Here is a 23,633-nt window from a genome sequence, read left to right as displayed (position 1 = left end):
TCAACTGTTGGCGGTTGCGAGTTCTGGAGTGGCAGCGGTCAATTCGATCGCCAGTGCTAGCTTACCGTCTCTACCCAAAGCTTCATCCGCCAAGTGTACCATCCAGCGATTCGGCTTGGCTTGGGGTCTGGCGGCGAGCACAACTGCCCAAGCTTCCGGTTCTTTGCCGCGACCCAACAGCGCAGCACAAACAATCAAAGCTGTGGCAGTTGAACGGCTGATCCCGCTTTGGCAGCAGATCAGCAAACTGCCTCCCTGCGGCGACATTTTGAGGGCGAAGTCAATAATTTTCAATACATCCTCAAGGGTAGGCAAGATTTGATCGGGGTCGTCAACGGGGGTGTCGAGGTCGTTAAACTCCAAGCAGATTCGGTTCGGGATTCGATCGAAAGTTTTGGGTTCGGGAACACCCGGACTGCCGATCGAGATCAGGTATTCGATCCCCCGCCCCACAGCGCGATCGACAATGTATTCGCTGGCTTCTGCTTGCGAAGCAATCAGGATTTTCGGCAATTTTCGATCCGATAAATCTGCGGCAACTGAGGGTTCAAAATCAACTGTTTCTGCCTCACTCCTGACATCCGCCAAGTATTGGGCAGCCAGCACTCGAACGTCAGCAAATTCGAGGTTTAAAGCTGTTTTTAGAGCCAAAATAGCCGCCGTTGAGCCAATTTGACCGAGGGATTTAACAGCATTTTGGCGCACTCCAGAGGTTTCGTCCCCCAGCATCTGCACCAAACTTGCTACAGCTTCCTCTGTCGGAATTTGCCCCAAAGCAGCAGCAACTCTCCATCGGACATAAGATTCGCTGTCCCCAATCGCGATCGCCAGTCCCGCGACCACCATTTTTTGCAATTTAGCATCTCCCTCGGTATTGATGTTTCCGAGGGCAACCGCAGCCCTGCCGCGCACGAAAATGTCCCGATCCGAGAGCGATCGCATTACCGCCGCCGCAGCCACCTCGCTGCTGATTTCCCCCAAGGCAGAAACTGCACTGCCGCGCACGTCTGAGTCTTCATGGTTGAGGGCTTGTACCAGCCCGGCCACAGCCGTTTCCGTGCCGATTTGTCCCAACGCTTCGGCGGCCCTCAAAGAAACTGCATAGGAGTCTGGATCGTCGTGAAGCAATTCTACTAAGCCGGGTACTGCCTCACAATCGCCGATTTTCCCCAAAGCCGCCGCGGCCCTAGCGCGGACGATGTGATTTTCGTCTCTGAGGGCATTCAGCAGCCCGGGAACTACCTCAGAGACGCCGATTTTCCCGCAGTTGACCGCCGCCCGCCAGCGCACCTCGGAGTCTTGGTGTTTGAGGGCTTTCAGCAGCGCGGGGACGGCTGTTTTCGGGTTAATTTTGCCCAAGGCCCAAACAGCCCGGGCGCGCACCCGGGAGTTTTGGTGTTTGAGGGCTTTCAGCAGTGCTGCGGCGGCTGGTTTCGAGTCAATTTCTCCTAAAGCCCAAGCTGCCCAAGCTTGCATCTGGGAATCTTGGGATTCGAGCGATCGGGCTAATTCAATTACTGCCGCCTCGGAGCCGATTTTCCCGATCGCGCGAATAGCATGAAGGCGCACTGCGCTGTCTTTGTGGTTTAATGCGGCCACCAGGATCGGAATTGCGCGATCGGAACTTGTTAGGGCCAGCAGTTGAATTTTGAGCAGCAGCGAAGTTGGGATTTTTTCGATTAATTTTATGGTGGCTGTTTGAAATTCTGGCTTTACCGTTCCTGCTAGCTTCGACCCGAGTTTTAAATTTACTTTTAGAGCTAGTTTTACTGCCCGCAAAGCCAGACTTTGCTGTTCTACTTGCGGCAATATTGTCGCCAAGGTGCGCATCCCTTGTTTTTGTTTCAAATATTTTTGATGGAATTGAGCATCGCTGAGCTCGGGTAGCTGTTGGATGAGTGTTGCTGCTGAGTTCACTGATTTATCCTAATATTTTGGCGAGCGCTTGAGATGGCTCTTTTAAACTGTCTTAAAAAAATATGGCGTCTACAAAACGCTACTTCTCAAAAAAGTTTGCACCACTTCTAAAATATGTCTCATTCCACTATTTTTGCAACTCCCCAATTATTAATTATCGGGTTTGTTTGGGCAATCGGCTTGACAATTAGTAGCGCTTGCTGCTTAGCATCCCTGGGTTTTTAGATAGCCTAACTCTGCTATATCATTTTATACTCACATCTTGCACCATTGTCAGCAACAGGCTTTCCGGCCTGTTCCACAAGCAAATTCCCCCTTTGTGGAACAGGCCGGAAAGCCTGTTAATCAAAGCTTATTGAGAATGGTGCAACATCTTATTTTATAGCAAGTTGGTTGGAAATAGCGATCGGCTCGGTTGACAATCAAGCATCCAGGATACAAGCCCCCGAATTTATCCGTGGGGTCAATGCTTCAATTGTTGAATCTAAAATCTAAAATCTAAAATCTAAAATCGATTGACTGCTGCCAACCGGAAACAGCTTGATTTCGGGACAATCTCTCAACGAGCATAGGGCCCTTTTTTCAAAACCTCAGCCAAAGCGTTACCGTTATCTCGCAAACCTTCGTAAAAAAACATCACTTCTCCTTGAATGCCGCGAGAGCGATTGTAAGCAATTACTTGCAACAACAGTTCGGGAGTTATGCTATATTTGCTGCCTCGATTCGTCAACAAAATCCCGGGCGAAACGGACTTTACTTGCTGCCCGCTAAGCTGTCCCGACATCATTTTATCTACCAATTGTTTGTAAGCGTTAAAATCGCGGCGATAAAACTGCGGGTGAAGCAGATCGACCAAATTTTTGTCAACCCAAGCTTTAGAATCTTGCAAATATTCCACCAGTCCCCAGTCATAAGGACTCGGCGACATCGATAGCAACAAATCAGGATTAATAGCTTTCACTTCTCGGTGTAAACGAGCAACAAACTCAGTAATAATATCAGCACGCCACTGCAACCAATGTTGCTCTTTGCAATCCGGCGGTGCTTCTCTACCGCACTGTTCTCGATAGCGTTTAACGGTTTTTTCGTCGTAACCGCCTTCTACCGGAAACGCAATGCGATCGTCTCCTTGAACGCCGTTTACCGGATAATTCTTAGCAACTTCCAGCATCAATCCCAGCACAAAGTCTTGCACTTCGGGGTCAAGAGAATTCATCCAGTCAAAGTTATTTTTCTTAAGTAAATTGCCGCTGGAATCACGGGCGGCCCACTCAGGTTTTTTCGCCAGCAAATGACCGCCCTTGCTATTGTAAGAACTGACAAATCCGTATTCAAAACAAGGAATCACTTTTAAACCAACTCTTTTTGCCTCAACGCATATTTCTGCTAAGGGGTCGCGACCTTGATAGTGCGAGTCAATTTCGACCCCAAATTTTTCTCGCATAATTTGAGAAGGATAAGCCGTAAAACCCTTGCTCCAAACTACAGGAAAAACTGTATTAAATCCCGTATCGGCGAGAAAGTCCATGGCTTCAGCAATTAGCTCTTTTGATGTGAGAACTTTGCAGTCAGTGTTGGGTATCCAAACGCCGCGAATTCCAGCAGCCTTGTCAGCCGGAAACGAACTTGGCAGCGCTGCTGAATTTGGTGCCGAAAATCCAGCCACCAACCGCTGTTGGATCGAAGAGGCAAAACTGCGAATTGCTGATTGAAAAGGTGTGAAAAATCGCATTTATTCTTTTTTTGTTGTAAGGTGGGCACTGCGCCCGCTACGTTATTAATTGGTAGCACCCGATATTATTTATGGATAAGATGCGCCGAAGAACACCCGATATTATTTATGGATAAGGTGCGCAGTGCGCACCCTACCTTGATTCGTAGCACCCGATATTATTTATGGATCGGGTGCGCGGCGCGCACCCCAAAATTGTACTATCCAGCGACAGCAGACAACTGCTGGCTCAAAGCTTCTTTCAAAAGTTCTGCCTTATCGGTTTGCTCCCAAGGCAAGTCTAAATCAGTGCGCCCGAAGTGACCGTAAGCCGCCACATCTTGATAGAAACGACCGCCTCTTTCAGCAGGCAAATTCTGCAAGTTAAATGCCTGAATGATGCCCGCAGGACGCAGTTCAAAATGCTGCTTCACAACTTCCAAAAGGCGATCGTCATCAACTTTCCCAGTGCCAAAAGTTTCGATCGTGATGCTGACCGGCCGCGCCACGCCTATGGCATAACTCAACTGCATTTCGCACTTGTCGGCCAAACCAGCCGCCACGATATTTTTAGCAACGTAGCGACAAGCATAAGCCGCGCTGCGGTCTACCTTGGTGGGGTCTTTCCCAGAAAAAGCGCCGCCGCCGTGACGGGAGTAGCCGCCGTAGGTATCCACAATAATTTTGCGGCCCGTCAAACCCGAATCTCCTTGAGGCCCGCCGACCACAAATTTGCCGGTGGGGTTGACAAGAAAGCGAGTTTCTGCATCCGGCTTCACGCTAATATCGGCAAACACGGGTTGGACGACTGCAGTCCAAAGGTCTTGTTTGATCTTGGCTTGAACTGCGGCCGTTTCTGTGATGTCGCCGATCGTTTCGGTGTGCTGCGTAGAAATTAAAATCGTATCTATGCCAACGGGTTTGCCGTCCTCATAGATGACTGTAACTTGGCTTTTGCCGTCGGGACGCAGGTAAGATAACTGACCAGTTTTGCGGACTGCTGCCAGTTGACGGCAAATCCGGTGCGCTAAACTGATCGGCAGAGGCATCATTTCCGGCGTTTCGTTGCAAGCAAAGCCGAACATCAAGCCTTGGTCGCCGGCTCCAATGGCGTCTAATTCCTCTTCACTCGATTGTTCCCGGCTTTCGTGGGCTGTATTCACCCCTTGAGCAATATCGGGAGACTGAGAATCAAGAGCTACCAACACCGAGCAGCTATTGGCAGAAAAGCCGTTGTCAGCGTGGATGTAGCCAATATCGGCTATTTTTTTCCGCGCTAATTCTATGTAATTTACCTGAGCTTTAGTGGTAATTTCGCCCGTCAGCAGCATCAAGCCGGTGTTGACGACAACTTCGGCTGCGACGCGGCTTTTGGGGTCTTCAGTCAGTAAGGCATCTAAAATCGTATCTGAAATTTGATCGCAGATTTTATCGGGATGGCCTTCAGTGACCGATTCAGAGGTAAACAGGTAGCGGCGTGACAATGATTGTTTCTCCTTTGATGGGGGCTCTTCCTGCGCGACACCGACGACCGACGAGTTATTTTTCCGGTAAACGCCAAGAACGATCGGGTCTGGGCTACCGTCGAATTTTTGTCGGTCTGCAGAGCCGTGTTGAAGCAGGTTTTGAGATTGGGTAAAGTGACACTACTATAGCAAAGTCAGTTCCGGGAAGTCCCTAAAAACTTAGATTTTGTAGGATTGTCGATCGATTTCGGACACCGCTCGTCTACCTCCTAACCTGACAAAGGTAAGATACAGTCAGGGTATCGCCTTGCGGAACGACTATGGCAGGAGTCCAAAAATCACCAAACTTAATCCAAACAGTTGCCGACCTAGAATTTCCCGGCGGCCCAATACCGCTTGACTCTCCATTTTATATCGATCGCTCGGGGGCCGAAGCCCTGGCCTGTGCAGAAATTAGCAAACCCGGAGGCCTCGTTCGCATTAAAGCTCCCAGAAAAATGGGCAAAAGTTCTCTGATGCTGCGAATAATTCACGGGGCGACAGCACGGGGATACCCCACTGTCACGGTAGATTTTCAGCAGGCCGATGAAGCAATTTTTGCTAGCTTAGATAAATTTTTGCGCTGGCTTTGTGTCAATGCTGCGAGGCAACTCAAACTAGAACCACATCTCGATGATTTTTGGGATGAAGATATGGGCAGCAAGGTAAGCTGCACTATTTATTTTGAAAACTATTTGCTCGCACAAATTGACAGTCCTATTCTCTTGGTACTAAATGAAGTAAATCGAGTATTTGAACGCCCCCATATTGCTCAAGAATTCCTGCCGCTCCTGCGTTCTTGGTACGAACAATCTCGACAATTTGAAATTTGGACAAAACTCCGTATAGCAGTAATTCACTCGACAAGAATCAATATTTCTTTGAGTATCAACCAATCTCCATTCAATGTAGGGCTGCCAATTAAACTGTCAGAGTTTACTCCTGAACAAGTGCAAGAGTTGGCGAGGCGACACGGACTGGAATGGAGCGACAGCTATCCCGTCGGGCAATTAATGAACATGGTAGGGGGACATCCTTATTTAGTGCATTTAGCGCTCTATTACCTGGCAATTTCGCTACAACAAAATCCCCTGCGTGAGAGGGTAAATAATCGAGGTGAGGATTGGGTTCAAGTAGAGTTAAATCAACTGTTAAAAGCGGCTCCTACTCAAACCGGAATTTATAGCGACCACCTGCGAAATCACTCGTTCTTCCTCCAACAGCAGCCAAAACTGGCCTCCGCGCTCCAAAAGGTTGTTGCTGCTAAAAATAGCATTCGTCTAGAACCTTTAATCGCATATCAGTTAGACAGTATGGGACTGGTAAAATTAGAGGGAGATAACTGTCGCGTGTCTTGTAAATTATATCGCTTGTATTTTAAATGGCAAAAGTTGTGCGAGGACAATTTATCGGTGGTTGGTTTTGAGGAGTTGCAGCAAGAAAATGAAAGGCTACAAGCTTTGGTGAATGTGGATGAACTTACTCAAATTGGCAATAGACGGTACTTCGACAGTTGTCTGCGAGCTGAATGGAAGCACATGGATCGCAGGGGTTCTCCTATATCTTTAATTTTGTGCGATATTGATTATTTCAAAATTTACAATGACACCTACGGACATCAACGGGGAGATGATTGTTTGCGATTGGTAGCTCAGGCAATTAGCCGATCGCTCGAGCATCCTGCTGAGATAGCTGCTCGCTACGGGGGCGAGGAGTTTGCTGTGATTTTACCTGAAACTGATGGGTCGGTGGCTCTGGTTGTTGCTGAAAAAATTAGAGCGCAAGTTAAAGCTCTGAATATTGTTTTTACACCTTCGATAGTTGACTGTTTGCCTAATTCTGTGCTGACGGTTAGTTTGGGAATTGCGAGTGTCATTCCGGGGCCGGAAAATGATGTGGCAACGCTGGTACTGGCGGCTGATAAGGCTCTTTACTACTCGAAAAGACAGGGGCGCGACCGATCTACTCTCAGTACGCTTTTAAATTTTAGATTTGCCCCTGTTGATTGCATCGAGGGCGACTGTAAGTCGCTCAGCAACGCGAGCGCGAATACAAAATCGGCAGAGGCAGACTGTAGAGTACAGGATAGTTGAAAACTCGATTTGGTGTTAATAACGTGGGATAGTTCGATCGACCACCATTGAGTAAGCATCGATGCCGCCAACGATATTTTTAACGTTGGTAAATCCTCGCTCGGCTAACCAGTGGCACATTTGAGCCGATCGCACTCCGTGATGGCACAAAACTAGGGTTTCCGTGTCGCGATCGAGTCTAGCGTCAATTTCACCAGACCATTCGGCAAACTCGCTCAGCGGAAAAGCTACAAATCCCGGCAGCGCCGCGAGTTCAATTTCGTAAGGTTCCCGCACGTCTACAAGCTGCAATTTATCAGCATTGGTTTCTGCTAATTGGCGAGCTAATTCTTCGACTGTAATTTGAGCAAAAATTTCTGACATTTGATTATAAAAAAGTAGTCATCAGTCAATCGATTTTAGATCTTAGATTTTAGATTTTAGATTGTTAACAGTTAACAGTCAACCCTCAACAGTTAACAGTCAACCCTCAACAGTCAACTGTTAACAGTGATTAATTGAGGGGCGAAGGCGGTGGAATTAGCTCCACAGGAGGGGTAGGTGCAGGACGCCCGTCCAACTGGCTCACGCTGTCTCTCGGGTCAAGACAAGTGGCGATTAACCTGTCAGTGGGAAAGTCGAGCCTGCCGCTCAAACCGACTACGCATTCAGAAAACTGTTGTGGCAATAAACTGCGGCGGCATCCATCGAGCACTACCAGCGGAGCCGCAGGTTGAGTTCGACTTTTGCCGTTAATATTCACTACGCAAGTAGCTAATTCGGCGGGACGCCTCACCCGCCGACAGCTAGAGAGCGCTTCGACACCAGAAATATTGGTTTTGCGGTTGATTTGGAGAGCGCATTTAGATATGTCGCGGGGGCGGAGCGCGTCCGCACAAGCAGCGGCGGCTGTCTCTGCCCCCACTCCCGCTTCGATTAGTTCCAAGGCGCAGACGCGATAGGGATTCCTAGAGCGAGGAATTCTAATAGTGATGGCTGAGGCTGGGGAGATTGGCAGTGCTGTGGCTAACAAACCGAGTGCTGCTAGCTGCGTGCCGAAAGCCAAAATCCAGCGCCCGGTAGGGCTTGAGCCTGTTGATGCTGGCTTTGGGGAACAAGTGCTGGAAAAATTGCGGTTGTGCATGGCAGATCGAGTAGTGAGTTTTTTTGGCTGATTGGGGCGATCGATCGGCTTTTCCTTCAGAATTTACCGCACATTATGGATCGCGCTGCGGTCGATCGTTTTTTTATCGATCTTTGTTGGAATTTTGACCGTTACAAACATATAATATAGAGTCTGCATAAAATTGCATACAGATATTAGAGAGGAAAATAAATGTCTCGATATCGAGGCCCCCGATTGAGAATCGTCCGTCGTCTGAAAGAGTTGCCGGGTCTAACCCGCAAAACTCCCAGACGAGATTATCCGCCCGGACAGCACGGTCAAAACCGCAAAAAGCTCTCTGAGTACGCTGTTCGCTTGCAAGAAAAGCAAAAACTCCGTTTCAATTACGGTGTGACGGAACGCCAACTGCTCCGTTACGTCCGCAAAGCCCGCCGTGTCACGGGCTCCACAGGTCAAGTGTTACTGCAATTTTTGGAAATGCGCTTGGACAATACTGTGTTTCGGATGGGAATGGCTCCAACCATTCCGTCCGCTAGACAATTGGTAAATCACGGTCACATAACTGTCAATGACCGTGAAGTCAATATTGCCAGCTATCAGTGCAAGCCTGGTGATGTGATTGCGGTGAAAAATAGAGAGCGATCGCGCACAATGGTTGAAACCAATCTCAAAGACCCAGGCTTGGCTCACTTGCCCAATCACTTGGAATTTGACAAGCAAAAACTGATTGGCAAAGTTAACGGCGTTATCGAACGCGAGTGGATTGCTCTTCAGATTAACGAACTGTTAGTGGTGGAATACTACTCACGGCAAGCCTAAGTTATTAACCATCAGTCGTTGGTTATTAGTCATCAGTTGGTTGAAGGTGGAATTATTACAGCCTATTCCAGGTCGATCGAGTAGGGACACGGCATTGACGTGTATTCCAGGTCGAGCGTCGATTAGGGACACGGCAATGCCGTGTCCCTGCGGGGATTAATCAATTTCTACTCACACAAAACTGATGACTGAGGACTGAGGACTAAGAATTAATAATTTTCAACACTCCCACCCTCTAAAAAGGGATGGGATTTTTTGAAGGTTTCGCTTGTTAACTTCCTTCAGTTGCCATTTGCTAGGACGACACCTGCCTGATGGCATTAAATGATGTCCCAGCCTCAAGTTATTCCCTTAAAATGTTTCTTCTCCTGTTGGTTCGTGGTGGACGAGACCTCGCTTTTGAAGGCGATAATTCGCTACAACAGGGTAAACAACACCGCGTATCCGATTGATCGCACCTACTGGACGATGAACTGCTAAGCCGTTCCAGGGAGAATATCTCAGATTTTCGTTGAAATCAGATTGTTTTTCATAATCAATAATCTGATGCTTGACGGTGAGACGACCTACTCTCAAGAAGGGTGAATCCTGTTCCTTCCAGACATTGATGCCATCGTCGACCGGCATTTTTAGGCTAGTTTGGAACTGGATGCCAAAATCCCACCAGTATTGGGCATCAGGTTTCGCCAAGGCTTGAATTAGATCGTCCCGGTAATAATTGTCTGGTTTATTGGGATCTAAACGCAAGGCTTTAGCGCGATCGACAAAGGGAATTTTAGGAATTCCCGGTCGAGATTGTTCTGGAATTATCTCGTGCGGCGGTTTGCATGAAACCGGAGTAAACCCATACTTAATTACAGCAGGATATTCGACAGGCACTAGACCAGGTTTAGAGGGATCGAAATCGGGATAGAGACCCAAAGCAGAGGGTGAACCGCTCCAATATTTGGCTGTTAGCAAACTCTTCGGAGTCCGGCTACCCGTAAGCGTCGAGACCGCTAGAAAGTGTCTGGGATGTCGTATTAGCCACTTTTTCAATGTCTCTGGTGATTCAACCAGAGCAGAAAAAAAGCCGTAGTAGTCTTTGATGGTTTGACTCACAAATATCTCTGAATTGTGAACAATAATGTCCTGGGTTTTTGACTCGTGGCTTTGCGCCAGCCGTTCCCCTTCCACTGCCATCACTTTCACTGACATTGAGCGGGAATCTTTTTGGTAATCAGGGTATACTTTGGTAGCCCCGTTAGCAAATCGCAACCACACAGGATATTCTTTGGGTTTTGCCAGCAAACCTTGCTTCAGAGAAATAGCATTGAGTTGCGAAGAACTTAACGAAGCGCGTTTGCCCAATTCCCGTTTAATCGCTTCCTCATCAAAGTCAAAAATTTCCAGAGTTCCTTTAACGCAGGCATGAGTTTTGGCGTGAGTATCTCGCAGCGCCCGCTCCTTATCCCCGTAAAGATTATCCATCCGAAGCTTGGCTTGCTCAACCAAAAGATCGTAGTATTTGCGTTCGTCCTGTTCGGGATATTCGGTAAATAACTTCTTGTTCATCACATAACCTTCGGTTAATTGCTAAAAAAGGCTCTACACAAACCGTTGCATCTGTTAAATAGTATAAATGCTGGTGCAATTGCTTCCGAATTGCCGTAGCCGAGCGCTTGCGAAAATATCGCCTTTTTCTTCCTCATTTTTGAGGGCGCAGGTGTGTTTGCGCCGCCCACTACCTTGAGTCTTAGTTGTCAGCTACAACTTAAAGATCGAAAGAGACTTTGTACTTGGGATCGCTTGGAGGAACATTACGATTCACTAAATCAGAGACTGTTTTGGTATTTTGGATAATTTCCCAACCAACCTCAGAAAAAGTTTCCTTATTGAAGACTTTAGGCGATAACAAAGGATTAGTTAAAGCTTGGGAGAAAGCATCAATGCCAATGATCCGTGCTACTAAAGGCGGAATTGCTGAATTTTTCCGGACATCTTCAGCGTACAATCCGACAAATAGTTCAATCTTATCAACATGACCGTACAACTCTTTTAATTTCTGTTGAGCGTATTCGTCACCCGTAATTTGATTGAAATCACTCACCCTGGGATAACCACACATTTCGCGGTAATCGTTATAACTGGCTAACTGCGCCTGCCGTCCGAGTTTAACAGATGCTAGTTCGGTAGCATCAATAAATGTATAGGGTGTTCCTGCGATCTTAAAATCAGGTGTGTTAAACAAACCAATTCTAGTACCTGGTTGGGAACAACTTTCTTCCATCAATGCACCCAACCCCTTATCGATTAACATCTGATTATTCCAGAGGGAATCGTACATGGATTTTTCTTTTCCGTCATAGATAAAGGTTTCCGGAATCGCACTATGCCAGCGATAGACAAAACTAAACTCAATCGCCATCCAATTTTCTCGATACCAACTTTCCTTGGTAAAAGCTTCAGGATCGGCAAAAAACCTAAAATTATAGGGCGTAATGTGGAAAATGTACTCTTCCATAATGATATTGAGAACAATCACCATAAGAATATTTCTCGCGGTTTGGAAGAGCCTTTCATCGTCCCATTCCGGATAGCTTTTGGACAAAACATCACAAATTCGATTATGCTCCCTGATACATAAAGTGTTGAGCATGACATAGCCAATTTGGACGTTTGCCCGTTCAACTCCCATTGCAAATAGCTTGCTTTTCTTTTCGGGGGGTTGTCTTTTCTCATCATTAAGGGGTGCATGAAGACCTTCAAATTGAGGATCGATAATACCCTGCTCAGGATCGGCATAATAAAAGAGTGGATACTCTTCTTCTACGCCATCTTTGCGCTTGAGTTTTTGGGTTTTAAATTTACCGTCTTTGAAAGCTCTGAGCATATTTGTTTGTTTGCGGGTCAACCCGTAAACATTACACATATCAATCTGATGGTTGGAGGTATTTTTGAAGCGGTTTTCCTGATCGATCCGGAGAAAACTATCTGTAAACCACTGCACCCAATAGGGAAATAGCAGAGTGGATTTTTCCGAATAAATGGTTTTTCCATCTCTTTTTTGGAATAAGGTCTTTACTTTGTCGAGTGGTGGTAAATTGCCTTCTTTGTTGAATTCTGGGTCGGGAGGTAAATGTCGCCCAGTATAAGTCTTGTCTGTAAGTGAATCCCAAGAGATGTAGGTATCAGTTTTCTTGGGAATATCTGTCCCTGGAATTTTGGGATCTAAGCCCATTAAGCTATAGGGAAGCGGGCGAGTCGGAAGTTTGTAAATGATGCTATTGAGAAAAAATTTGTTTAGTTTACGTTTCAGAGGCTCGTAACTTTGAACTAAATCCCAAATTGGTTTGAAATGAGTCAACGTATATGCTAAAGCTTTGTTGCTGAATCCATCTCTAGATGTATCTCTTGTCATGATTGCTTTTCCTTTCGATTGTTGTAGATTAGGTAGATTACAAAGTCTTCTGATGTTCGGTTCTGAGATTTTGATAAAGTTTTATCATTTTTCTCGATTTTCATCAATTACTTTGGAGAGAATCTTTTGCAGATTCTTAGGCCGATAGTCTTGGCGTTTTTTCAATCGCTCGATCGCGCTTTCATGAAGATCCTCAAGGGTCTCCCCCACCTCGCGCCACTTGATTCCTGCCAATTTGAAGAACCCAGGATTATTTTGAAATGAAGCCTTATAATCAGGCTTGATATCCTCAATGGCCTCTGGCTCGAATTCCAGCTTCAATTCAAGGTCACTGATTTGATCCAACATCCACTTCAAGACAGCATCTGATAACCCGCGGTATGCTGGCGTACCACCGCCGATGCAGCCATGCTCGCCTGGAAACCAAACTTGACGAAGCTTCTGCTTCGGGGCATCAGGATTTTTCTTCATCAGGGTAACATCAAAGATTTCGCGAATTTCGTCGATCGCAACGGCGTGCAACGCATTCTCAATATCCTTATTTAAAGTGGTGTCGTGGAATTTGTACCTTGTTTTGATCTGTCCCTCAAACTTCTTCAAGGCGGGTACAAGAGGAATACCAAGGGCTCCAACGGTGTCGAAACAACCAAGCAAGGTAATCGGGACGCGATCGCCCTTATCTTTGCCGAATTTTTCGCGGAAACTCTTTGCTTCCGGATGCTTTGGTGAAATCTCTCGCTTACGGTAAAGCTCGTAAGCTTGTGATGCCATGGTAACGTTACGGCGGGATAGGAGACCGGAGCAATAGATCATCCCCGCTAGACTCCTGACTGTGTAAGCACCGCGACTGAACCCGAATAGATAGATTTCGTCACCCCGATCGTAGTTGAAAGAAAGAAAACGATAGGCATCTTGTATATTTTTATCGATTCCCAGCCCAGTGACTCCGCCCACAATCTTGTTACTGTCTACTCCAATTCCCTCGTCATAAAACACGATCTGCGGAACCCCGTCACTGGCTGTCCGTTTCACGGCCTGGGCAAGCTTAACCACATTAGTTGGGCAAGTAGTATCTAGTTTGTTCCAAGTTCCATCACAGCAAACGATCAGACGTTTCCCTGGTTTCGTCATTTTTATATTCTCTCTTTGAACTAAAATTTGAGAGCGAGCTGTCTTTGGTAATCGGTTACAAGACAATTGCCAATTCCAGTGTTTCTATCGCCTGACAGCGATCGCCGATCATTGATTGCTGGAAATTGATATTTTGCTGGCAATCTTTAGCTTTTTCGATTCTCAGGATAGTAGTCTCAAAACACCATCTAGTCTAGTTGGCTGTATTAAAATGTTAATTTTATTTATATTTCTTAACTAAAAAATTCAGAGCGTGAAATAGTAGGTTGGGTTCTGGGAAAGTCCTCGATTTACCTAAAACGTAAAAAATTCAGAGCGTGAAATAGTAGGTTTGGTTGTGGGAAAATGCTTGATTCTCCTAACATGAATAACGATCGGATGGCATAGCTAACAAACATTTAAACAGATTTACGCTCTGTCTGGTCAGTTTTTACAACAGCTATATCTTATCGATTTGTCAGTTTGCTGCAAGATAATGCTGACGTATTGGCCGAACAAATACAGCAAATTCCACGTTTATGAAGTACACCCGCCTATCGTGAGCTTCCCCTCCTTTCGACACGGCACGGCGCCGTGTCCCTACACTTCACAAACCTGGAATACGCTGTATCAGGTTTGGACTGTGTTTTGGATTAAAATTTGTTGCAGCAACTCTCAGATTTTCTGCGATGTGCTTTAAGTTTTTAACAATCTGTGGGCTTTTCTGGTTTCTCGATCGGTAAATTTGTGGGACAATTTTCTAGCTCCGGTTAAATTTGAAGCGTCCAAAAGTGGGGACGATCGACCGCAGCGACTGGCTGCGGGGTTCTCGCACCAAAACCAAAGGCACAAGGCCAATCAGGCGCACAGCAGCCGAGAGGGCAAACAGCGAGCCCAAACTCATGCCGGGAAGTTCGGCAACAAACCCGCCTGCAGTAGTTCCCAAAGCCCCAGCTACTCCCGAAACTGCTGCGGCGATCGCAAAATAAGTCGAGGGTTGCTCGATCGACGCTATCTCCATTTGAATATTGTTAGTACACAAGCCGATCGCCCCTAAAGTCGTTCCCCCCAGCATATGCAGCAGCGGCAGCCACACCCAAACCGCAAACGGATAATTGCCCGTACCCAACCACAGCAAAGGCGTTATCGCCACCACCAGCCCTACCGCAATTAGCAGGGGGCGATTTCCCAAGCGATCGGCCAACTTGCCCCAAAACATCAGCAGCAGTAGATTTGCCCCGGAACTCAAGCTGCCGTAAATCGTTACCAAACTCACATCCAAGCTTAATTCTTTCAGCAGGTAGATATTAAAAAAAGGCGCGCAGAGATTAACTGCAAATGTCCAGATACTGAAGTAAAGAATAAACATTAAAAAATTATAATTTTTGAGTGCAGAAGGGACAAAATCTGTTATTCCCTTTTCTTTTTTCTCTGTAAGTCGATCGCTCTGTGCATCTTTTTTGTACACCTGCGGATTCACATCAACCATGAAGAATTGACACCCCAAACTAATCATTCCCGCCAAAACACCCACCAATAAAACAACACCGTAGCCCAAAATTGGATCTGCGCCCCAAGTTGACACAAACATTCCCATAAGCGGCACTCCCAGCAAACTAATCAAACTCGTAGCACTGTTGCGAAAGCCAAAATAGCGTCCCCGCAAACGGTGAGGAACCACCGCGGCAAGCCAACTAAACCAGTTAGCACTGGCAAAAGCTCCTAACACGCTAGCTGCTAAGACGGTTGCCAGCGTCCACAGCAGCAGTTGGTGGGAGTCTGCGTGTTGGGAACCACAAACAATTGCCACCGCCAGCACCAGCCACAGCAGCCGAGACGCGCCGAATATCCCTAGGTTGTAGCAGTAGCGACTGGTTGTGCGGTCTGCAATGTAGGCTCCTAATGGTTGCAGGAGATTTACCACCATCGGAATAGCAGAGAATATACCTATTTCCACGCTGCTGGCACCGAGTTGCAGCAAGAAGTTGCTCAGCAGCACGCCGGCGGTCGCCGACTCGAAGACACTGGCAAAAACGCCGTCTAGAGTTGAGGCTTTCAGGGTCGATCGAACGTCTTTTTTGGAAAATTTGAGAGCTATTTTTGGAGAGAGAACGAGCTGAAATATTTTCTGGTCTACTATTTCTGCAGTCTGAAGAGATAGAGGTTGATTTAACTCTGCAACTGGTTCAACCATAGTCATAAAATTTTAGATTTTAGATTGCGAAAGACTGAATTTACTTAGGAATTACCTAGACTTCGATTGGAAACCTAGTTGATCCGTCTAAGTAGATAGACACAAATAAATTTGAGTGTAACAGCCTCTCAACCTCTCATAACAATAGCGATTGCTTAGTTTTCTTCGCAATGACATACTTATGTATTTTCCCGTATATCTACTTATTTATGGTTGCTCAACTCAGTATTTTTCCTAGAAATTGGGTTTCTAACCTTCCTGGAAAAGACTTACTTTACTGATATAGCAACTGCGCCAGACGCTTAGGAATTTCTTAATTTCCCAAACCCATGCGGTCGATTGCTTATATCAACTCCGGTAGCATCTGAATTAATATTGCCCACAGCTTTCTAGACGGCACGGCGCCGTGTCCTCGGTATCATTCCGATGCCACCGGAAACGATATTATTCCTTCTCTCCTCGATAGCTAAAGCCTTCTTATTTCTACTATAAATCAGGAGACTTTAAATCCAGGCAACAAGTTTGTTTTTCTCCACGATAATTAAAATCAGGAGCTTGTATTCGGAGACAGGTTTTGACCGAGAAAAGTTAATCTTTATAAGGGTAATTGCTGAGTTAGCATGGTAAGATAAAGCCAGCCGCGCCTTCAAGATGTTAGGTTGAAAGCTAGACTGGCACTTCCGGGTAATTGTTATCAATATAGACGCCAAGCGATCGCCAGGACATCAACCGCTTGGGAGATATAAATTGGCTAATTGTAAAAAAGTATGTTTGAGGGCTTAACAAGGAAGCGATCGCAGCATTTCGCCTGCCAAAAATTGCTCAAATTCCCCATCTAACAAGTCGCCCCAAGGGCCAAAACAAATTTCGCACGAGCGCCTCCACTCGGCTCTCAAACCTTTACGGCTAGCTAAATCTATAGAATGAAGGACGATCGACTTGCCGAGTATAGCTGCTAACTCCAGCCCTCGAGCGAGCGCGGCAATTCCCTCTGGGGCGACAGCATCTACTTGCTGCATATCCACGACAACTCCAAGGGCAGCCCTTTCCAAAGCTTGCTCCAAATTAATTTGGAAATCTACCACAGCGATGCCACCGAGACAGCCCTTGGGCTGCAAAACAACGGTGTGGGGTTCGCTGGTTTCGGGATCGATTTGAGCGGTTGAACCCGAAACAACTGACTGGATGAGGGTAGTGGGGGTCTTCATATTTCTTCCCCCAGGGAGACCCTCACCCTAGCTGTACTCAGCACGGGGTAGATGGGAGGAAAAAGGGTGCAACGTCTGTGGAAGATAGCTATAACCATCTTGTTTTTGAACCTGTTTATAGTATTTGTCTCTAATTCCAGGAATAAGTTCGTCAGTCCAGGACGCACTCCCGATCGAGATTCCGGGTTGTTTGTGGAAATCCCCCGCACGTGCCCGTAAGGCTTCGGAGTAGGTTGTTGGCAATCGCACATCAAAAAAAGTGTGGCTGAGCTCGGGAACTGCGAGGACAAAATTATTACTTGACAAAAATTACGCTAACTGCTGATAATAGCAAACCCTAAAACTAAGCTTAAATGTTTGAGGGGTATCACTGCTACGGCGTGATCTAGATCGCCGGCAAATTTACGGATCTCTGCATTAGATTGTGACAAAAACTCAACCTTTATCCGGGTATACACTGCCAGTATTTGCCTGTGCGGCAGCACTTGCAGCCTTGAGGTGCTTGCGTGATGGTATTAAATTTCTAGATAGCGTATCAGTAAATTTACTGGAACCGCCAATAACGGCAGAAATTCCGATCGAGCAGGCGTCTCTACTCAAAACAGGTACCGCTTTGGGCGTGACTCGCTCCGATCCGGGGGACAACCTCGATCTGACTCGGAATACCCCCGTTTGGGCAATGGTGGAATTGGGGAGAGGGGAAGAGGGGGAACAAATACAGATTGTTGGCGGCGAGGGAATTGGACATCACAAAGCAGGCGGAGGAGCGGCAATCTATGATTACGCGATGCGACTGTTGCGTGCGAATCTGAGCCGAGAACTCGCACCGTCTGAAAAAATTACTGTCACCCTGATTCTGCCGTCAGGGCGCCAACTGGCCACCCGCACTTCTAACGAAGCTTTCGGCGTGGTAGAAGGACTTTCGCTGCTGGGTACAACTGGCATTTCTCAACCGCTGAGTGCCCCGGGACAGTTGGAAGTTTACCGCGAACAACTGCAACAAAAAGCCGAACTGTTTGACACTTTAGTCTTCTGCATCGGCGAAAACGGCTTGGATTTGGCGCAACAACTGGGGATTAATCCCTCTAGGCTCGTCAAAACCGCTAACTGGCTCGGCCCGCTGCTGGTAGAAGCCGGATATCAGGGCGTGCAGTCAATTTTGCTGTTTGGCTATCACGGGAAACTGATGAAATTGGCGGCGGGAATTTTTCACACTCACCACCACCTCGCCGACGGGCGCAGGGAAATTCTCACAGCTTACTGTGCTAAGGCTGGAATGCCTGCGGATGCGTGTTCCGCAATTTTTGCCGCCGCGACAGCCGAAGACGCTCTCGGCCAACTGCGGGCTTTGGACGGCGAGTGCGGGAGCAATTGGGTCGATCGAATTTACGGCGACATCGCCCGACAAATAGACTTGCGCTCATCGGATTGCATTTTTACTCACACTAACCTGCGCATCCCCGTGGGATCGGTGATGTTCGGGCGCGATCGCAAAATTATTGTTAAAAGTGACATAGGAGATACATTTCTGACCCAAATTTGTTAATGTAGTGTGAATATCCCTGAATTATGTTTAAAACATCAATCAGGGATAATATTTAACAAGTAATAATTCTTAGTCCCTAGACCTTAATTATACTAGGTTGCTTTGGGACGCAATTTCTGACGCAAGAGTTCAATTAATTAGGGTAAGGCTCGAAGTAAATCTATGCTTGCCCTGTGCCCGATTAATCGGCTAACATCGCTGACAGCAATCTAGTATAAATAAGATTTATTCCTAGCGACTAATAATTACTTACCTTCCTCAGTATTGTACTGAGAGCGCGACAGATATCTCCGCTACGTTCGACCCAATTAGCAATTAGCAATTACGCAATAACCGTGACTACTCAAATAAAAACTGAATCAGTCCTCACAAACTCTTCTCTGGGGCAGATAGATCGCCAGATCATCGTGATTCTCGACTTCGGTTCCCAATATTCCGAACTGATTGCTCGCCGCATTCGCGAAACTCAAGTATATTCAGAAGTTATTTCTTACCGCACTACGGCAGAACAGTTAAGAGCTATCAATCCTAAAGGAATTATTCTTTCAGGAGGCCCGAGTTCTGTATACGATGAAAAAGCACCCCAATGCGACCCAGAAATTTGGAATTTAGGAATACCGGTGTTGGGAGTGTGTTACGGGATGCAGTTGATGGTAAAGCAGCTCGGAGGAACGGTTGAGCGGGCTAAATTAGCCGAATACGGCAAGGCATCGCTATTTATTGACGATCCTACGGATTTGCTGACAAATGTCGAAGAAGGCAGCACGATGTGGATGAGCCACGGAGACTCCTGTTCCGAGTTGCCGTCGGGTTTTGAGATCCTGGCTCACACGGACAATACTCCGTGTGCTGCTGTTGCTAACCACGAGAAAAATTTGTACGGCGTTCAGTTCCATCCAGAAGTGGTTCACTCGATCGGGGGGATAGCTTTAATTCGCAATTTTGTTTACCACATTTGCGAGTGCGAACCGACTTGGACGACTGCTACTTTTGTGGAGCAATCGATTCGCGAAATTCGAGAGCAAGTGGGAGAGAAACGAGTTTTGCTGGCTCTATCGGGCGGTGTAGATTCTTCTACTTTGGCTTTCTTGCTGCACAAGGCGATCGGCGACCAACTTACCTGTATGTTTATCGACCAAGGGTTTATGCGGAAGTATGAGCCAGAACGGTTGGTAAAATTATTTAAAGAGCAATTCCACATTGACGTTGAGTATGTTAATGCTCGCGAACGCTTTTTAGCTCAACTTGAAGGGATTACCGATCCGGAAGTAAAACGCAAGCGGATCGGTCACGAGTTTATCAACGTATTTGAAGAAGAATCGAAGCGTCTGGGCCCCTTCGACTACCTGGCACAAGGTACTCTTTATCCAGATGTGATTGAGTCGGCTGACACTAATGTAGACCCGAAAAGCGGCGAGCGAGTTGCTGTTAAAATTAAAAGCCACCACAACGTGGGGGGTTTGCCGAAAGATTTGCGATTTAAGCTGATCGAACCGCTGCGAAAACTGTTTAAGGATGAGGTGCGAAAAGTCGGCCGGTCGATCGGGCTTCCCGAAGAAATCGTGAACCGACAGCCTTTCCCCGGCCCGGGATTGGCGATTCGGATTATAGGAGAAGTTACCGCAGACAGACTAAATATTTTGCGGGATGCTGATTTCATTGTTCGCCAAGAAATTAACCGCCACGGATTGTACGGTGAACTTTGGCAAGCTTTTGCAGTTTTGCTACCGATTCGCAGTGTAGGGGTGATGGGCGATCAGCGCACTTATGCTTACCCGATCGTTCTGCGGTTTATTAAGAGTGAAGACGGGATGACGGCTGATTGGGCGCGGGTTCCTTACGATTTGTTGGAACTGATCTCGAATCGGATTGTGAATGAGGTTAAGGGGGTGAACCGGGTGGTTTACGATATTACTTCTAAGCCGCCCGGTACGATCGAGTGGGAGTGATTTGTAGTTAGTCATTAAGCAGGCGGACAGATTTTGTTGTCTGTCTGCTTATTGTGATTTTGGATAAAAGGGCGATTCCCTACCGGATAGCTACGCTTCACGGGCTTCAGGGGATGAAGGAGTGGGAAGGGCGATCGGCTCAACGTTTGGGTGGTTTTGAGGGTCTTTGAGTTGCCAAATTCACGCCACTTCCACCTTCATCTCGATCGGTCTTCTGTTTAGGTTCTGGCTTAGGCGAATTAAAGTGCGTTTTTTGATTTGATATTTCTGGGGATGATTTTTTAATTATTGGCTTTGGCAAGTTAGAATTTGAATTACTTGAAGTGCCATCGCATCTGCGGTTATCCGGTATCCTCATCACATCTAAAGGAGTTGGCAAGACAGGACGATCTTTGTACTCATTGTCAGGTTTAATCGTCATATATCGAGTCTGTTTTGCATTTGGAGGATCGCACCGTAGCATCGCCAATAACATCTCAATTCGTGGCAATTGCTTTAAGTGTTGGAGTTGTTCTCTATTTCGCTCTTTTGGATAATCCTGACAACAAATCCAATCAAGTATATATTTCTCAAATGCTTTCACAGATTCTTCTTCTTTTTCAGGCGTTTGAGATTGGTCTTCTTCGCCAGTTTTCCACTTAGTACCGTTAAATAGATTTTTATAGCGTTCTTTGCGATCGCTCAAATGCAATTCATAGTCAATATTCACCGCACCCATCCCCAGCGGTTTACCCATACCAAGAGAAAAACAGTATTTTTCGCCCTGTTTGCCAGTTTCGAGTGTTTGTGATTTATCACTGCTCAGACTCAACACCCACAACAGTGCACCCAGTTCAACATTACTGAGGTTTTCAAAATAAACTTTGAAAGTAAAGTCAATTTCTGGATCGATAGGTTTAACTAAGCTGGTTTGAGTATCTGAATCTGCGGGAACTGCAATTTTACAGGGTTTATGCCAGTACAGCTTATGTCCTCGAATAACAGTTTCTCCTGCTTCTGTATCAGTTGGTGGCTTATTAGCGTAGTGTTTGAGATTATCCTGAGTTACATCCTGCTGAACTAGATAATGCTGAAATGTGGTAGGTTTGGGGCTAGAAAGGAGAATTGATTCAGGTGTTTTATCCAAACTTGGTTTTACTTTTTCCTCCTGATTGGGCTTAAGTGTGTCATCACTGATGAATACTCGACCAGCGCAAGTTTGTTCTCTCGGTTTTTTACCATTTAGATAGCCAAAAATAGCTTCAGCAATATCTGTACGTGAAGTATCTCTCAATTTGGGAGGGACAAAATCTAACGGAGAATGCTCGTAGGGTAAACGAAACATCTGTGCTCGTCCAAAAAAGCGAACAGTCTCTCCATCATTATTGAGCAAGAAAAACACAGGTTCGCCATCTCGAATATATCCATTCTGCTGACGGCAACCATTAGACGGCTTATCTTGAGGATAGGCATCTTTTTGCCACTTGGTTATTTGGTCATCATCTTGAAAACGCCTGACCATTTCCTCTGTCACTGGATACTCTTTTAAATTTTCGTCTAAAAACACAAACTCTAGATGCTTGTGCTGCATATCTCCTGTTATTACAAGCGTTCCTTTCTGTAAGTTTGGTGCAGCAGTAAAACTGGCAGAGTGAATTTTACGTAAGCGTAAATAAAAATCGGGATGGCGCTGTCCGCCATTCCTATTCATTTGTTTGCGGAAAAAGTAATCTTGTTCAGATCGATCTATTGCAACATAAACAGTTTGATGTTGATATGTCCAGCTTGGTATTTTTCCTGGGCCAGTCCCTTGATATATCGGTTTAGTTGGAAGATTGGCTTGACTGGGAAGGTTAGGAATAACTCTATTATTAGAATGTCGATCGATTCGTCCATAACCACATTTTTCAATAACGTAAGAGTTGTTACGCTTGCATAAAAAACCTGCATGAACTTTAGAGTGATAGCACGGAGCTTTAGGATTTGGTGAATGCTGTACATCTCCAAGGTTGTCAACAAAGTTAGCTGGATAAATATATTTTAAAGCCGGATCGCCAAGTGAACGATAGAATAGTTTATTTTCAGTTACGCGGTCAATTTTTCCAAAACTTACAATTTCAACTAACGTTCGCAGCATTCCCCGTATACTACTACCGGGTACAATCGGTTTCTGAGTAGCAGGATTGATAAAAAAGTTAGCTCTCTTATGCTTGATATCGTCTGGTAAGTCTTTAAAAGCTTTTTCACCATGTTCTGCAAAATCTTTTGGACTCCAACCACAACGAGTGTATAGTTGAGATTTGGTTGTTAGAGTGCATTCAATTCTGCCAGTGTGACGTTCTAAATGATAGCGATCGCCATTTGGTAAATCCTCGGCTTCAACAACTTTGTCAGGTAATTCAACAAAGTTGTAAGGTGCTTTAGCTATACGATCGACTTGTTCAATCTTCTTGATATGCTTGGGATTCATAGTTCAATCTCCTTAAGATTCTGTGAATTAACTTAATCTATATTGATTTTGTAACTCTTGCTCAAAACTAACCCCTTCATACAAAAGTTCGATCGCACATTCAAACTCAATACTTTCTAAAGAGATTGCCTCGCCAGCTTCATACTCATAATAAAGCCACATTTTACCTTCTCCTCGACGATAAACCTCAACTACTATGTCTTCTGAATCAACTAAGACATATTCTTGCAAACTCGGAATCTGGCGATAATATTTTAATTTTTTTGTGCGATCGTAAGTTTCAGTCCCGGGCGAAAGAACCTCAACAATGACTTTAGGATTTTGAATTAAATCGCGCGCTTTCAGGTCATATGAGTCGCAGGTTACAACTAAATCTGGATAGAAATAACGACTACTTTTAACGGGTTGAACTTTCGCATCTGACACATAAGCTTGACAACCTCTGTGACGTAAATGAGGTCTTAGGGCTGTATAAAAGTTGAGAGCAACGCTGTTATGAGGAAGAGTACCCCCAGTCATTGCCAAAATTTCGCCATCAATATATTCATAACGAAGTTCTTGCTTGGCTTCCCATTCTACGTATTCTTCCGCCGTCATTTTTTGATTGTATTGAGGTTCAGCAATCAT

Annotated in this window: 17 protein-coding genes; 5 read left to right on the top strand and 12 right to left on the bottom strand. The window is 45.9% G+C overall.

The genetic code is table 11. The features are described from left to right. The 3 genes from QUA99_RS11955 to metK all read right to left on the bottom strand — a co-directional run bounded on the left by QUA99_RS11955 (nucleotide 1) and on the right by metK (nucleotide 5,112). Complete coding sequence (locus QUA99_RS11955; RefSeq protein WP_333235041.1) at nucleotides 1–1,917, bottom strand: HEAT repeat domain-containing protein; 1,917 nt, start codon at nucleotides 1,915–1,917, stop codon at nucleotides 1–3. A 559-nt stretch (nucleotides 1,918–2,476) separates the two neighbouring features. Then, nucleotides 2,477–3,649 carry a family 10 glycosylhydrolase gene (locus QUA99_RS11950; protein ID WP_333235040.1) on the bottom strand — a complete coding sequence of 391 codons (1,173 nt, stop codon included), beginning with the start codon at nucleotides 3,647–3,649 and terminating at the stop codon, nucleotides 2,477–2,479. 200 nt (nucleotides 3,650–3,849) lie between these two features. Further along, nucleotides 3,850–5,112 carry a methionine adenosyltransferase gene (metK, locus tag QUA99_RS11945; RefSeq protein ID WP_333235039.1) on the bottom strand — a complete coding sequence of 421 codons (1,263 nt, stop codon included), beginning with the start codon at nucleotides 5,110–5,112 and terminating at the stop codon, nucleotides 3,850–3,852. A 302-nt stretch (nucleotides 5,113–5,414) separates the two neighbouring features. Here metK and QUA99_RS11940 point away from each other — a divergent pair, with 302 nt between their 5' ends. Then, complete coding sequence (locus QUA99_RS11940; protein ID WP_333235038.1) at nucleotides 5,415–7,226, top strand: AAA-like domain-containing protein; 1,812 nt, start codon at nucleotides 5,415–5,417, stop codon at nucleotides 7,224–7,226. Nucleotides 7,227–7,241: 15 nt separating this feature from the next. Here the strand turns inward: QUA99_RS11940 and QUA99_RS11935 are convergent, their stop codons facing one another. Next, complete coding sequence (locus tag QUA99_RS11935) at nucleotides 7,242–7,589, bottom strand: rhodanese-like domain-containing protein (protein ID WP_333235037.1); 348 nt, start codon at nucleotides 7,587–7,589, stop codon at nucleotides 7,242–7,244. A gap of 130 nt (nucleotides 7,590–7,719) precedes the next feature. Continuing rightward, on the bottom strand, nucleotides 7,720–8,238 hold the full coding sequence (locus tag QUA99_RS11930; protein ID WP_333460343.1) for a hypothetical protein: 519 nt from the start codon (nucleotides 8,236–8,238) through the stop codon (nucleotides 7,720–7,722). Here QUA99_RS11930 and QUA99_RS11925 point away from each other — a divergent pair. Then, on the top strand, nucleotides 8,228–8,380 hold the full coding sequence (locus tag QUA99_RS11925; protein ID WP_333460341.1) for a hypothetical protein: 153 nt from the start codon (nucleotides 8,228–8,230) through the stop codon (nucleotides 8,378–8,380). The genes QUA99_RS11930 and QUA99_RS11925 overlap by 11 nt on opposite strands. 161 nt (nucleotides 8,381–8,541) lie before the next feature. Next, complete coding sequence (gene rpsD, locus QUA99_RS11920) at nucleotides 8,542–9,150, top strand: 30S ribosomal protein S4 (RefSeq protein ID WP_333235035.1); 609 nt, start codon at nucleotides 8,542–8,544, stop codon at nucleotides 9,148–9,150. A 351-nt stretch (nucleotides 9,151–9,501) separates the two neighbouring features. Here the strand turns inward: rpsD and QUA99_RS11915 are convergent, their stop codons facing one another. From QUA99_RS11915 to QUA99_RS11895, 5 genes are all read right to left on the bottom strand, one after another. Next, a complete protein-coding gene (locus QUA99_RS11915; RefSeq protein WP_333235034.1) occupies nucleotides 9,502–10,704 on the bottom strand; it encodes a catalase in 1,203 nt (400 codons plus the stop codon). A gap of 199 nt (nucleotides 10,705–10,903) precedes the next feature. Continuing rightward, on the bottom strand, nucleotides 10,904–12,550 hold the full coding sequence (locus tag QUA99_RS11910; RefSeq protein WP_333235033.1) for a peroxidase family protein: 1,647 nt from the start codon (nucleotides 12,548–12,550) through the stop codon (nucleotides 10,904–10,906). A gap of 84 nt (nucleotides 12,551–12,634) precedes the next feature. After that, entirely contained in the window at nucleotides 12,635–13,681 is a 1,047-nt protein-coding gene (locus QUA99_RS11905; protein ID WP_333235032.1) for a DUF2235 domain-containing protein, read from the bottom strand. A gap of 739 nt (nucleotides 13,682–14,420) precedes the next feature. After that, nucleotides 14,421–15,860, bottom strand: coding sequence for an MFS transporter (locus QUA99_RS11900; protein ID WP_333235031.1), 1,440 nt, complete (start codon nucleotides 15,858–15,860; stop codon nucleotides 14,421–14,423). 773 nt (nucleotides 15,861–16,633) lie between these two features. Further along, nucleotides 16,634–17,062 (bottom strand): hypothetical protein, encoded by a 429-nt coding sequence (locus QUA99_RS11895; RefSeq protein ID WP_333235030.1) that lies wholly within the window; start codon nucleotides 17,060–17,062, stop codon nucleotides 16,634–16,636. A gap of 424 nt (nucleotides 17,063–17,486) precedes the next feature. On the opposite strand from QUA99_RS11895, the gene cbiD reads away from it, so the two are divergent. Further along, nucleotides 17,487–18,608, top strand: coding sequence for a cobalt-precorrin-5B (C(1))-methyltransferase CbiD (gene cbiD, locus QUA99_RS11890; RefSeq protein WP_333235029.1), 1,122 nt, complete (start codon nucleotides 17,487–17,489; stop codon nucleotides 18,606–18,608). A 347-nt stretch (nucleotides 18,609–18,955) separates the two neighbouring features. Then, a complete protein-coding gene (gene guaA / locus QUA99_RS11885; RefSeq protein WP_445251001.1) occupies nucleotides 18,956–20,557 on the top strand; it encodes a glutamine-hydrolyzing GMP synthase in 1,602 nt (533 codons plus the stop codon). 139 nt (nucleotides 20,558–20,696) lie between these two features. On the opposite strand, the gene QUA99_RS11880 is transcribed toward guaA, so the two are convergent. Both QUA99_RS11880 and QUA99_RS11875 read right to left on the bottom strand, forming a co-directional pair. Continuing rightward, on the bottom strand, nucleotides 20,697–23,006 hold the full coding sequence (locus QUA99_RS11880; protein WP_333235027.1) for a TIGR03986 family type III CRISPR-associated RAMP protein: 2,310 nt from the start codon (nucleotides 23,004–23,006) through the stop codon (nucleotides 20,697–20,699). A gap of 27 nt (nucleotides 23,007–23,033) precedes the next feature. Beyond that, nucleotides 23,034–23,633: a Uma2 family endonuclease gene (locus QUA99_RS11875; RefSeq protein WP_333235026.1), complete on the bottom strand. Its 600-nt coding sequence runs from the start codon at nucleotides 23,631–23,633 to the stop codon at nucleotides 23,034–23,036.

It is taken from the genome of Microcoleus sp. F10-B2 (assembly GCF_036704965.1).
Classification (GTDB): domain Bacteria; phylum Cyanobacteriota; class Cyanobacteriia; order Cyanobacteriales; family Microcoleaceae; genus Microcoleus.
This window is presented reverse-complemented; position numbering and strand designations above follow the sequence as displayed.

What these genes read in the sequence shown, in the direction of transcription:
- QUA99_RS11910 (WP_333235033.1), bottom strand. Translation starts at nt 12,550, where the DNA reads ATGACAAGAGATACATCTAGAGATGGATTCAGCAACAAAGCTTTAGCA.
- QUA99_RS11900 (WP_333235031.1), bottom strand. Translation starts at nt 15,860, where the DNA reads ATGACTATGGTTGAACCAGTTGCAGAGTTAAATCAACCTCTATCTCTT.
- QUA99_RS11950 (WP_333235040.1), bottom strand. Translation starts at nt 3,649, where the DNA reads ATGCGATTTTTCACACCTTTTCAATCAGCAATTCGCAGTTTTGCCTCT.
- QUA99_RS11875 (WP_333235026.1), bottom strand. Translation starts at nt 23,633, where the DNA reads ATGATTGCTGAACCTCAATACAATCAAAAAATGACGGCGGAAGAATAC.
- QUA99_RS11895 (WP_333235030.1), bottom strand. Translation starts at nt 17,062, where the DNA reads ATGAAGACCCCCACTACCCTCATCCAGTCAGTTGTTTCGGGTTCAACC.
- QUA99_RS11880 (WP_333235027.1), bottom strand. Translation starts at nt 23,006, where the DNA reads ATGAATCCCAAGCATATCAAGAAGATTGAACAAGTCGATCGTATAGCT.
- QUA99_RS11915 (WP_333235034.1), bottom strand. Translation starts at nt 10,704, where the DNA reads ATGAACAAGAAGTTATTTACCGAATATCCCGAACAGGACGAACGCAAA.
- QUA99_RS11940 (WP_333235038.1), top strand. Translation starts at nt 5,415, where the DNA reads ATGGCAGGAGTCCAAAAATCACCAAACTTAATCCAAACAGTTGCCGAC.
- QUA99_RS11935 (WP_333235037.1), bottom strand. Translation starts at nt 7,589, where the DNA reads ATGTCAGAAATTTTTGCTCAAATTACAGTCGAAGAATTAGCTCGCCAA.
- QUA99_RS11905 (WP_333235032.1), bottom strand. Translation starts at nt 13,681, where the DNA reads ATGACGAAACCAGGGAAACGTCTGATCGTTTGCTGTGATGGAACTTGG.
- rpsD (WP_333235035.1), top strand. Translation starts at nt 8,542, where the DNA reads ATGTCTCGATATCGAGGCCCCCGATTGAGAATCGTCCGTCGTCTGAAA.